The organism is Oleiphilus sp. HI0043, from assembly GCF_001634935.1.
This window is the reverse complement of the sequence record NZ_LWEY01001411.1, coordinates 1-13,110: the sequence shown is the minus strand read 5'-3', so window position 1 is coordinate 13,110 and position 13,110 is coordinate 1. Positions and strand designations below refer to the sequence as shown.

Sequence of the window (13,110 nt, the reverse complement as noted above, 5' to 3'; positions counted from 1 at the left end):
TTCCAGTTAGGCCTCAGGTGATTGATCTGAAGATTCATCTGATTCACTCGAAGCGCCTGCCTCAACAGTATCAGTTCCCTCTTCTATTTCTTGTTCATCAAGACTAGACTCATCAACACGCTCCACACCAACTAAATGCTCATTCTCTTGAGATAGCTTGATCAGCCTTACACCCTGAGTATTTCGACCGAGGATCGAAACTTCTTCTGTACGAGTTCTAACCAAAGTGCCTTTATCGGAAATAAGCATCAGCTCATCACCTTCCTTAACTTGAACCGCAGACACCAACAAACCATTTCGCTCGGAGCATTGCATTGCAATCACGCCTTGACCACCACGCCCGATTACTGAGAATTCATCCATGCGAGTACGCTTACCGTAACCATTTTCACTTGCAACCAATAACAGGCCTTCTTCTTCAGGAATAATCAAGGATACAACCTGATGCTCTTCAGCTATTTTAATACCGCGAACACCTCGAGCAGTTCGTCCCATCGCTCTTACATTTGACTCATGGAAGCGAATCATCTTACCCGAGTTACTCATCAACATAATGTCACGGTCACCATCAGTGATCGAGGCTCCGATCAACGTATCCCCGTCATCAAGAGCTAAAGCAATCAAACCAGAACTACGTGGGCGAGCAAAGTTTTCGAGCGGAGTTTTCTTAACCGTACCGTTAGCTGTAGCCATAAAGATAAAGTTATTTTCAGCGTACTCATGAACAGGCAAGAAAGTCGTTACGCGTTCGCCTTCATCCAATGGCAGAATATTCACCATTGGGCGACCACGAGAACCACGGCTGGCCTGCGGAATTTCGAACACTCTCAACCAGTAAACCTTACCTTTATTGGTAAAGCATAAAATCGTATCGTGGGAATTGGCCACGAGTAGTTTTTCGATAAAGTCTTCATCCTTCATCGACGTTGCAGACTTCCCTCGACCACCGCGACGCTGAGCCTGATAATCTTCAACAGGCTGAGTTTTTGCATAGCCTCCATGAGAAATAGTAACTACCAGGTCTTCTTCATTGATTAAATCTGCAACTGTCAAATCACGACGTGAAGAAATAATCTCACTACGGCGCTCATCTCCATACTCTTCAAGAACCGCTTCAAGCTCCTCACGAATAACCTGCATCAATTTAACCGGATCACTCAGAATCGCTAAAAACTCTCCGATTCGCTCTAGTATCTCACGATATTCGCCAATGAGTTTTTCCGTTTCCAAACCGGTCAAACGGTGCAAACGCATATTCAGAATTTCTTGAGCCTGAGTTGGCGATAAGTAATATTTACCATCACGCAAGCCATACTGTGGTTCTAAATCATCTGGGCGACAGGCATTCTCACCTGCACTAGCAAGCATCGCGGTCACATCACCAGGACTCCAAGCTTGAGCCAAGAGTTTTTCTTTCGCTTCCGCAGAACTTGGTGACTTCTTGATTAACTCAATAACCGGATCGATATTTGCCAAAGCAACCGTTAAACCTTCCAACACATGCCCACGCTCTCTCGCTTTACGGAGCAAGTAGACTGTTCTACGAGTAACGACTTCTCTTCGGTGCTTGACGAATATTTCTAGCGATTGCTTTAGATTGATCGTCTTTGGCTCACCATCAACCAAAGCAACCATATTAATACCAAATACGTTCTCAAGTTGAGTCTGGGCATAAAGGTTGTTCATGATCACTTCAGGCATTTCGCCACGTCGAAGTTCGATCACTATTCGCATACCTTCTTTATTAGACTCGTCACGAAGCTCGGTAATACCTTCGATCTTCTTGTCTTTAACAAGCTCGGCTATTTTCTCTATCAAACGGGCTTTATTAACCTGATATGGAATTTCTGTAACGACAATGCGCTCTTTTCCATTCTTATCGGTCTCGACCTCATAGCGCGCTCTTAAATAAATTTTCCCGCGGCCAGTCTGGTAAGCCTGGACTATCCCTGCACGACCATTAATAATCGCAGCGGTTGGAAAATCTGGACCTGGAATAATTTCCATCAACTCTTCACAGGTAATATCACTATTTTCCATCAGAGCAAGGCAAGCACCAACAACTTCAGTTAAGTTGTGTGGTGGAATATTAGTCGCCATACCAACAGCGATACCTGACGAGCCATTCACCAACAGGTTAGGAACTCTAGTCGGCATAACTTCGGGTATCTGCTCGGTACCGTCATAGTTAGGAACAAAATCGACTGTTTCTTTGTCCAAGTCAGCAAGCAACGAATGAGCAAGCTTCTGCATACGAATTTCGGTATATCGCATCGCAGCTGGGTTATCACCATCTATGGAACCAAAGTTACCCTGTCCATCTACAAGCATGTAACGCAAAGAGAAAGGCTGAGCCATTCGTACAATCGTATCGTATACGGCGGAGTCACCATGAGGGTGATATTTACCGATTACGTCACCGACGACACGTGCTGACTTCTTGTACGCCTTGTTCCAGTCATTCCCCAGTTCGCTCATCGCAAACAAGACTCGACGATGCACAGGCTTGAGACCGTCACGCGCATCAGGCAAGGCACGACCAACGATAACACTCATCGCATAATCGAGATACGACTGCTTCAATTCGTCTTCAATATTAACTGGAAGGATTTCTTTCGCTTGATCACCCATATGGACAGCGTTCCTGTTTATTCTGATTATTAAAATAAAGGTCGCGATTCTAACATATTTGAATGTCAAAAGTGACCATATTTAAACTTTTTGAAGACTAAAAACTGGAGACTATGCGAGGAACTACTAAGCTGATAGATAAACCCACGGCTTCTATATAGCGCCCTTTTATTATGTACAGACTAGCGTACCCTCAACTATGAAAAAATTCTTACTTGTTGAAGACAGCTCGATTGTTGTAAAAATCATCAAACACATCAACAAAAGCAATGCTGGCTTCCCTTTTGACATCGCCACGTCCTTCGCAGAAGCAAAGGAACACATTCAAAATAATGGCGCAGATGCGTACCTTGTTGCAGTGGTCGACCTAAACCTTCCTGACGCACCGGATGGAGAAGTCGTTGACTACACCATTGCAGAAAAAATCCCCACCATCGTACTCACGGGAAATTACGATGAAGAGAAAAGGGAGAAAATGCTGGAAAAGCGAATCGTCGACTACGTTGTAAAAGAAAGCCGCTTCTCTTACGAGTATGTCATAAAGCTGATTAAGCGCCTTGAAAAAAACCAGCATATAAAAATTCTTGTAGCAGACGACTCCAAAATGTCTCGCCGCTACATTCAACAGCAACTTGAGACACACCTTTATCAAGTGCACACCGCAGACGATGGCGACACGGCTTTAGAGGCCCTTGAACAACACCCAGATATTAAACTACTGATTACCGATTACAACATGCCAAGAATGAACGGCTTTGACTTGGTCAAAAACATCCGAAAAGAGGTGAGCAAGAATGAGCTGGTTATAATCGGCTTGTCTGGTGAAGGTGACGGAAAACTAACTGCCAAGTTCATAAAAAATGGCGCAAACGACTTCTTGAACAAACCCTTTAGCCATGAAGAGTTTCATTGCCGCATTTTACACAACATCGAAAACCTTGAGCATTCCCAAACGCTTAAATATCTCGCCTTCCATGACTTTGTTACAGGGCTGCCCAACAAACAGAAGTTCTTTCTTGATGGGAACAAAGAGTTAGAAAAGGCCGTAAGCCAGAGCACCCCAGTATCTGTTGCTCTACTCTCTGTTGACCAAATGCATAACATTCAAGACAAGCACGGCCTGGATGCGCCCGATATCACCATGCGCAATCTAACCACCCTGCTACCAAAGGCATTCAATCGCTTCCAATACGCTCGAATAAACGACTCTGACGTTGCAATACTTATGGCAGGGCTAAGCCTGGAACAAGCAGCAAAGCTTGTAGACGGCTTTAGGGAGCTAGTTGAAGACCATATTGTTATGATAGATGAGTTCAGCTTCAACTTCACTGTTTCAGCAGGAATAACCGAGAACAACAATAACTCTTTAATTGAGCTTTTAAAAAATGCTGACAATCGCCTGTATCTAGCCCGAGAAAATGGTGAAAATCAGGTATGGTTTGAAGACTAAGCAAGTCCTGCAAGATATACTTGCAGCGAAGAGATAGCCCTGACTATACTCTTACAGCACCAACACACCGTGATATTCTGCTTTTGTCACAATAAAAATAAAAACTATCGGGCACAGCAACTGCCTGAAACACAAGAAAGGTAGAACAACAATGAGTAACGCCACACCTTGGTATCATGATTATAGCGACTATATATCTGGCGCTCTTTTCGGGCTGATTACCCTGGATATTTTCATGCTTTTGATTCATGGAATTACTGAGCGCTCTTTATCAGACTACAGCATGGGAACGCTAGCTATCACCATCCCCATAATGCTCGTATGGAGCTTTGAACGACTTTATTCAAAACAAGAGCACTAAAAAACAAAAAAGCCCAACTTAATGTTGGGCTTTTTCATATTACAAAGACTTATCGACCATTAAAGATTGTCGGCATTCTCTGATAAGTATGCAGCAACGCCATCAGGAGAAGCGTTCATACCTTTGTCACCTTTATTCCAACCTGCAGGACAAACCTCGCCATGCTCTTCATGGAATTGAAGCGCGTCAACTAGACGAATCAATTCGTCCATATTACGACCAAGCGGTAAATCGTTAACGATTTGCGAACGAACAGTACCGTTAGTATCAATCAAAAATGCACCACGGAATGCAACACCACCTTCTGACTCAACATCATAAGCCTTACAAATATCGTGGTTCATGTCTGCTGCTAGCGTATAACCTACCTGACCAATACCACCATCATTGATTGGAGTGTTTCTCCAAGCGTTGTGAGTGAAGTGAGAATCGATAGAAACACCAATAACTTCAACGCCACGAGCTTTGAAGTCATCCATTCTGTGATCCAGAGCAATCAACTCAGATGGACAAACAAAAGTAAAATCTAATGGATAAAAGAACACCAAGGCATACTTGCCTTTTGTCGCTTCAGAAAACGTAAATTCATCAACGATAGAACCGTCACCTAGTACTGCAGATACTGTAAAATCAGGAGCTTGCTTACCAACTAAAACACTCATTAGTTATTACCTTCCTTAAAAGTTTTATTCGATAGAGATACAGAACGTATCTCTTAGTGTGGTTAAAACAACGTGGCTATATTACACAGCCAGTAAAAATAATTACACCATTTCTTAGTTACTTTTTCTGAAAAAGTAAGCTTCTAAAAAAGAAAAAGAGGCCGAAGCCCCTTTTCTATTACTACATAGCATCAAATACTAGCTAGACAAAACGCCTTACCAGTGAATACCACGCATGATCGCAGCGAATGCAACCTGCTCTGTTGAAACTTTTGGCTTTTCATTAGCTTGCCCCTTACCTTGAGCCGCAGCTGAATCAGGGAACATCTTATAGCCAGTATTCATTACAATCTCACCAACCTTAGGAGCTAAGCAGTGAAGTACTGCAGCAAAAGTCCCCAAGCGTGTAGCGATACGCTTTGGTCGATGCACAATCGCTTCAGCAATCAAATCTGCCGCATCATCTGGCGACAATGTCGGAACAGAGTCGTAGATCTTAGTTGGGCCAATCATCGGCGTACGCACAAGCGGCATATTAATCGTTGTGAAAGTCACATTACTATCGGAAAATTCTGACGCAGCACAACGTGAGAATGCATCCAAAGCAGCTTTTGATGCAACGTATGCAGAAAAGCGTGGAGCATTAGTTAGTACCCCAATAGAGGAAATATTAACGATATGGCCGCACTTACGTTCTAGCATTGATGGCGCGAACCCCATAATCAAACGCAAAGAACCAAAGTAGTTTAGCTGCATAGTTCGTTCATAATCATGGAAACGGTCAAATGCATGGTTAATCGCACGTCTGATCGAGCGGCCTGCGTTATTAATCAAATAATCAACATGACCATGATCTTTTAGCACGGCTTCAACGAACTCATCACAGTTATTCATGTCCGCGAAGTCGCAACGATAAGCATGCACTTCACCCTTACCTTTTGCTTGTAGCTCAGCCTTAACTTCGTCCAGAGTCTCTTGCGTTCTAGCAGCGATACATACGATTGCCTCAGCATCTACCAATTTATGCGCAGTCGCCAATCCGATACCCGATGTTGCACCCGTGACAACACAAACTTTTCCACCAACAGTACCTTTTAAGGAACGATCTTTATGTAAATCTGGGTCTAGGTTACGCTCCCAAAAATCCCAAATAGCAGGTGCGTAGGATTCTAGACGAGGAACTTCGATTCCTGATCCTTTCAATACACGCTCTGTTTCGCGAGAGTCGAACTTTGTTGGGTAATTGATAAAACCCATTGCCGACTCTGGAACACCAAAATCATTTAAAACCGCACTCGTAATACGCTTAACAGGAGGAAGGTTCTTTAGGCCATTCCTAACCATTGAAGGAATAAAACCAAACATGCGAGAATCAACACGCATTGTCATGGTTGGCGCATGACCAGCTTCGGCAAAAATATTTAGAACCTCACCAACCTTGTGTGGGTCTGGGTCAGTCAAATGGAAACATTTTCCATCTTCACCATCTGCATGGGAAATATGATCAATTGCATCAACAATAAAGTCGACCGGCACAACGTTAATGCGGCCACCTTCAATACCAATAGTAGGCATCCACTTTGGTAAAGTGTTACGAATTTTTTGCAGCATTTTGAAGAAGTAATATGGACCGTCAATCTTGTCGATCTCACCAGTCTTAGAGTGCCCCACAACCATACCAGGACGATAGATTCTGAAAGGAATAGAGCATTCGTCTCGAACAGCCTTTTCCGAGTCATGTTTTGTTTGAAGGTATGGATCGTCAAGGTTCTCGGCCTCTTCGAACATATCCTCTCTAAACGTCCCCTTATAAAGACCAGCTGCTGCGATCGAACTAATATGGTTAAAACAGCCTGCTTGCATTTCTGTCGCGGCAACAATTGCGTTTCTTGTGCCCTGTACATTTACTGCTTTCTGAATTTCAGCACCAGCGTTCAAATCATAGATCGCTGCTAGATGATAAAAGTGCTTAACATTTCCTTTGAGCTCGGCCATTTGAGCATCAGAGATACCCAGGTTATCCTGAGTCAAATCGCCAACGATCGCTACAACGTCATCACCTGACACGTTAAAACGCTCAAGCAATTCCTCATAGCGCTCCATACTGGACTCTTGTGTAAGAAGATATATCTTCTCACCACGCGCGATTAGTTTCTCAACTAAAAAACGACCAATAAAACCGGTTCCACCGGTCAAAAAATAGCTCATTACTTAATACCCCGAAAAGAATAAATTGATTGCGCTTCGCTCAGAATTCGCTTACCAATGGATAACTAGTTAATTCCCTGCATCAGTATCTTAAGTCTGAAATCAAATGCGACCACACCAAAGATAATTGTAGTATAAAGCCAAAAATATGCTGAAATATAATACTAATCGGCCATGTGACCTTATTTTAACTACAGATTACGTAGATACATTACTCTAATATATATAATTATGTTATTAACGTGAACTTGCTTTAACAAAAGCCCCTATCAAGCTGAAATAACACTATACTAGCTCACTAAACTTACTTTGATCATCGAGGAATTTCTGTGTTCGGAATATCAATTTTACGGCCAGTTTATTTGCTTTTCATATTATGCGCTGTAGGTATTATATCTAGTAATGTTAACGCCTCCCTTTCTATAGAAAAAAGCCCTAATGATAGCCGGCACTACGATTACTTAGTACTAGAAAACAAACTTCGAGTCTTGCTGGTTTCCGACCCAAATACCGATAAATCTTCTGCGTCTCTAGACGTTAATATTGGCAGCGCAAGTGACCCTCTTGAATATCCGGGCTTGGCCCACTTTCTTGAACATATGCTCTTCCTTGGCACTGAAAAATTCCCTGAGCCTGATGCTTATCAGAAATATATCACTCAACATGGCGGCTCACACAATGCATATACTTCACCTGAAAATACAAACTATTTCTTTGATATCCGACCCGAATTCCTAGAAGCGGCGCTTGAACGCTTTTCTGAGCAGTTCACTCACCCGCTTTTTAACGCCGAGTATGTCGAGCGTGAAGTTAACGCTGTTCATTCCGAATACACATCCAAAGTCAAGGATGATGGACGACGCTTTTATTCTGTAATAAAAGCAGTATTAGCCGACGATCACCCCTATAGCCGCTTTTCTGTTGGAAACCTTGAAACCCTGAGTGACAAAGGCGAAGAAAAGTTACGCGACACTTTATTAGAGTTTTATCAAAAGAATTACTCTGCGAATCAAATGACTTTGGTAATTTTGGGGAAAGAGCCTCTTTCAACACTTAAAAAGTGGACACTAGCCAAGTTCAGTAACATTCCAAACAGCAACGTCGAGTTTACCGACATATCGCAAGATTTCTTCGCAGAAGATTTCCTACCTGTAAAAGTTGAAGCGCAATCGATAATGGACAAGCGATCAATGATGCTCGCATTCCCCATACCATCATCAAGCCTTCACCAAGACTCAAAGCCTGTATCCTACCTATCAAACCTGATTGGCCATGAGGGTAAAGGCAGCCTATTGTCGGCATTAAAAAATGAAAACCTAGTCGACTCACTATCGGCCGGTGCAGAGTTTGATACTAGAGTCAAAGAACTGTTTGTTATCCGCATGAGCTTGACTCAGTTTGGCTTTGACAACCAGGAACGAATTCTAGAGACCATTCATAGTTATATTGACCTTCTACGTAAAGAAGGCCTGAAAAAGCTTTACTTTGACGAACAAAAAACCATGTTAGATATTGCTTTTAACTATCAAGAGAAAAGTGAACCCATTCATTTCACGAGCAAGCTATCAAGGGCGCTCCAGTTTACTTCAGCAGAAGATATTCTTATCAAGCCCTACTCGCTCAAGCAGTTCGATCACGAGTTATACAAAACATACTTAAGCCATCTTAATCCCAAGAATATGTTTGTTGCGGTTAGCGCTAAAGCAGTTGTTGGAAAACGGTTTACTGACTGGTACGACGCACCCTATAACATTCAAGAACTGGATCAGAACCTTCTGGATAAACTCATCAAGCCTAAGCAGGACAATAGGCTAAGCCTGCCAGAGAAAAACATTTTTATTCCGGAAAACATATCAATAGTTAAAACGATGAATACTGAAAAGCCAGAGCTTCTGCTCAAACAACTTGGCTTAGAAGTATGGCATCACACTGACACTAGCTTTGGCACGCCTAAATCAAACTTATTCCTTACCATACGCTCCCCTGAAGCGCTTAAGTCTGCGGCAACGCTAAATATGACAGATCTTTTAGTAAAACTTCTAACTGACTCGCTTAATGAATATAGCTACCCTGCCTATCTTGCAGGCCTTCATTACGAGCTATACAAGCATATGCGTGGTGTAACCATCAAAATCAGCGGGTACAGCGATAGACAGGCCCAACTTCTAAGCAAGTTACTTAACACCGTTAAATATGCAGAGTTTTCTCCCTCTCGTTTCTCTATAATGAAAGAACGCTTGTCTAGAAGCCTATCAAACGCAAAAGATAAGAAGCCATTTCAGCAAGCTATTTCCAAAGCTCAGAACGTAGTTATTGCTCCTTCTTGGAATGAAGAAGAACGTCTGAGCGCACTTAGAGATATAAAACTAGAAGATATTAATCAGTTTCGTGAAGACTTTCTGTCTCAACTAGATATAGCAGTGTTGAGTAGCGGAAACCTATCGCGTGCATCAACACTCAATAATGCACAATTAATTCAAAGCATATTACTTGATAAGGCAACTAAGACCGAGGTCAGCCGCGCCAAAATTCGCCGCATACCACCTAAGACTCCTTGGCTCAACACGCTCGACACCGAGCACAGTGATACCGGCTTTGTTCACTATGTACAAGGAAAAACTACTAGTCACAAAGAACGTGCTAAGTACTTACTACTCACTCAAATACTCTCTAGTGATTACTACAACCAAGTCCGCACTCAAAAACAAATGGGTTACATCGTATTCGCAACAAATTTTGAGTTGCTTGAAGTACCGGCTATAGCGTTCATTGTTCAGTCCCCTAGTAACACAGGCCAAGAGCTTTATAAGGAAACCAAGGCGTTCATTCATACAAGCTTAGAGACAGTTAGGTCAACAAGCAAAGCTGACTTGAACAAGCACAAGAGCTCGGTTGTTGCAAACCTACTAAAGCAAGACAACACCCTTTATTCACGCTCCAATAGGTTTTGGAAAGACATTGATATAAAAAATGTAGACTTCGACACCAAAGAACAATTAGCTAAAGAAGTGAACTCTCTTACCTTAGAAGATATGAGCACTCTAGTTCAGAACATTATTGCTGACGAAAACGGGGTGCTTACTGTTGTCGCAAAATCTAATTCTGAAAACTCTCAGGCAAGAGAACCAGAAAAGACAGAAATTAACAGCGCCGAGGGCATGACGAATCTTTCTACTGAACAATGGCAAGGGTTCAGCAAGTTCTAGAAAAAGCTTATTTAGCTTCAGATAGCCCGCGCTATCTGAAGCTCTTTACTAGGCATATGGAATGATAGACTCACCATAGAACCGGAGATCTTCAAGCACCGACTGAGATTTAGAGTCGATATCCGATTGAGATATTGCATGAATGCGATCGAAGAACTCTTTAAAAGTAAGGTACCCGCCATCGGCGCTCATCAATTTGTTTGCACAATACCGCTCCCACTTTGACTGCTCTTCCTCCGTCAAAGTTTGAGGAAAGTTTCGCGCTTTGTAGCGAAACAATAATTCCGGCAAACGACTATCCTGAAATCTAAACTCCTCTTCCTCCAACTCAATATCACTGGCCTGCCTAACGCGCGACATCTCAGCTTTATCATGGGTAGAGAAAAAACCACCGCTATATATCATCAAGTCGGGGTCTGTTTCGTTTCTCTCGGGGGAGCTCAGGCTGAACACTTCTTTAATTTTTTCAACAAATATTGGGTTATTTCTGATCCATTCTAAGTGTGACCTCATCAAATCCAGATTCAGCTCCCAGCGTTCAAGTCGTTCAGCAGACATCGTCTTTATCATTGCAGCAGGAACAACCATTGGGCATTTATTTACATGAATCGCCTTGATTGCTGGCCGCTCTTCGCCCTCAGAAAGCTGCGCCGAAGGCATGTAAAGCCGACGCTGAATCTCTTCATTGCTCAGCGCAAACAAGTAAGCAGGGTCTTGCCTTAGATCAAAACAGATAAAGGAATTTTTATTCTTGGAGTCTTGAAATAGCGGCACAATAAGCGCACAACACCCTTTACTTGCAGGAAATTTCGAAGAAACATGAAAAACCGGTTTAAGCTTATTTGGTTCGAGTAACTCTAGTACCTTATGCTTGTCTCTATTTTTAAAAACATAGTCGAACAATTGTGGCTGTGCTGACTTGATTAGCTTAGCTAGGCCGATGGTGGCATAAACATCACTCATCGCGTCATGTGCTGACAAGTGCTCAATACCATTAGCTTGACTTAAGACCTCAAGCCTAAAGCTTGGCGTTCCAGAGTCATCACAAGGCCAATTGATCCCTTCGGGTCGAAGAGCGTAAGTTAAACGCACAACATCGATTAAGTCCCAGCGTGAATTACCGTTTTTCCACTCTCGCTCATAAGGGTCTATAAAGTTCCTATAAAACAGGTTTCGAGTGATTTCATCATCAAAGCGAATACTATTATAGCCAGCCACACAGGTAGACGGGACTGAAAAAATCTCTTCTACCTTCTTGGCAAACTCGACCTCAGAGAAACCGTTTTCTTGTGCATATTGAGGTGTGATGCCAGTAATTAAGCAAGCTTCTGGAGAAGGCAAAGCATCTTCTGAAGGGCGACAGTAAAAAGTCGTTGGCTCTTCGATGATATTTAAATCTAAATCGGTTCTAACACCGGCAAACTGACTTGGCCTATCTCGGCGAGTATCTGCGCCGAATGTTTCGTAGTCGTGCCAAAAGATGGACTGCATTAGAACCTCCTAATCTAAGAAGGTTCATATTGTACTCTATAGGCTTGCTTTTCGAGAACTGTAAGATTAATAAAGGAAAAGATTTTACGGCTTAAATAAACCAACACCACGGTCGATATATTCCACCCGAACTCGTTCAGTACCATTAGCATTAGTGCCGGTATTCATATCTATATGAAGAGAAGTAGGTATGTTAATAAATACACCTGAAGCAGTGGTCATCTGACCATCACTCGTTGACCAGTCGGTGTCTTCTTTCTGAAAAGAGATGAAAAAGTCGTTGGTGTAATCAACATTACCTGTTGTAGAGTTTCTCTGCCCAACATCAAGAGTCTTATAGTCTGCAAGGTCATAACAGTAAAAACCCGAATTACAATCCGTTGCACCTCCACTTTGATCATTACCTACACCAAAATACTTAGCACGAGTATTATCGACATCGCCACTTAAGTTAAGCATCGATGCTTGGTAATCATCGCCAAAGAAATCAGTAATCGTAGCGCCAACGTTACCAGAAATACTATCAAAGTCACCGCTAAGCTGACCACGAGCTTCACCAAAGCCCAAACGAAAGCCTACAAGCTCATCGGTAGCGTCTTTGGCAATTTCGAAATACGGATCATTTACTTCAAAAGGAATAATATCGTTTACCGCGTAAGTTTGCCCATCTAGCTGAACTTGAGCGGCATCAGTAGATATAGAACCAAATGCTAGGTTAGTAGCAGAGAAGTCAGCGCCTAACTCACCATCTCTTTCGTATTTACCTAACTCAACATTATTAATGTTCATCTGCATTTTTGATTCCATACCCAATGTAACGCGGGTATAGCTATTCGAGCCTATTTGATCAATATCAAAGGCAACAGCGGCTTGGCCAGAGTATTGACTCAGCTCATCATCAGCAATGGGCTTAAGCTCAGCCACTACATCAACTGAGGCTACAGCCAAAACTGTAAAAAATAATTTTTTCAACCGATTTCCCATACCTGCGGAATTACCTATTCAAGTTCCATTAACGAATTGTTCGGCGACCCAAAATCTACAACTAAAACTCTATTGCTTTGTCTTTGTATTATTTTTTATAAGCGAATGTAACTATAT

Annotated in this window: 8 protein-coding genes; 3 read left to right on the top strand and 5 right to left on the bottom strand. The window is 42.4% G+C overall.

From position 1 onward, the window contains the following. Positions 1-6 precede the first annotated feature (6 nt). The gene (gene gyrA, locus A3729_RS19485; protein ID WP_068634191.1) at positions 7-2,631 is read right to left on the bottom strand and encodes a DNA gyrase subunit A; all 2,625 of its coding nucleotides are present in this window, start codon (positions 2,629-2,631) and stop codon (positions 7-9) included. 199 nt (positions 2,632-2,830) lie between these two features. Here gyrA and A3729_RS19480 point away from each other — a divergent pair, with 199 nt between their 5' ends. After that, positions 2,831-4,081, top strand: a complete 1,251-nt coding sequence (locus tag A3729_RS19480; RefSeq protein WP_068515504.1) for a response regulator — start codon at positions 2,831-2,833, stop codon at positions 4,079-4,081. Positions 4,082-4,232: 151 nt separating this feature from the next. After that, on the top strand, positions 4,233-4,442 hold the full coding sequence (locus A3729_RS19475; RefSeq protein ID WP_068515507.1) for a hypothetical protein: 210 nt from the start codon (positions 4,233-4,235) through the stop codon (positions 4,440-4,442). A gap of 59 nt (positions 4,443-4,501) precedes the next feature. On the opposite strand, the gene A3729_RS19470 is transcribed toward A3729_RS19475, so the two are convergent. Together A3729_RS19470 and A3729_RS19465 are read right to left on the bottom strand one after the other, a co-directional pair. Beyond that, on the bottom strand, positions 4,502-5,104 hold the full coding sequence (locus A3729_RS19470; RefSeq protein ID WP_068515509.1) for a peroxiredoxin: 603 nt from the start codon (positions 5,102-5,104) through the stop codon (positions 4,502-4,504). Positions 5,105-5,320: 216 nt separating this feature from the next. Further along, on the bottom strand, positions 5,321-7,312 hold the full coding sequence (locus A3729_RS19465; RefSeq protein WP_068515512.1) for an SDR family oxidoreductase: 1,992 nt from the start codon (positions 7,310-7,312) through the stop codon (positions 5,321-5,323). Between the two features lie 362 nt (positions 7,313-7,674). On the opposite strand from A3729_RS19465, the gene A3729_RS19460 reads away from it, so the two are divergent. Beyond that, positions 7,675-10,518: an insulinase family protein gene (locus A3729_RS19460; protein ID WP_156490641.1), complete on the top strand. Its 2,844-nt coding sequence runs from the start codon at positions 7,675-7,677 to the stop codon at positions 10,516-10,518. 48 nt (positions 10,519-10,566) lie between these two features. Here the strand turns inward: A3729_RS19460 and sbcB are convergent, their stop codons facing one another. Further along, positions 10,567-12,009 (bottom strand): exodeoxyribonuclease I, encoded by a 1,443-nt coding sequence (gene sbcB, locus A3729_RS19455; RefSeq protein ID WP_068512962.1) that lies wholly within the window; start codon positions 12,007-12,009, stop codon positions 10,567-10,569. A gap of 84 nt (positions 12,010-12,093) precedes the next feature. Further along, entirely contained in the window at positions 12,094-12,981 is an 888-nt protein-coding gene (locus A3729_RS19450; RefSeq protein ID WP_156490548.1) for a DUF6160 family protein, read from the bottom strand. Positions 12,982-13,110 lie beyond the last annotated feature (129 nt).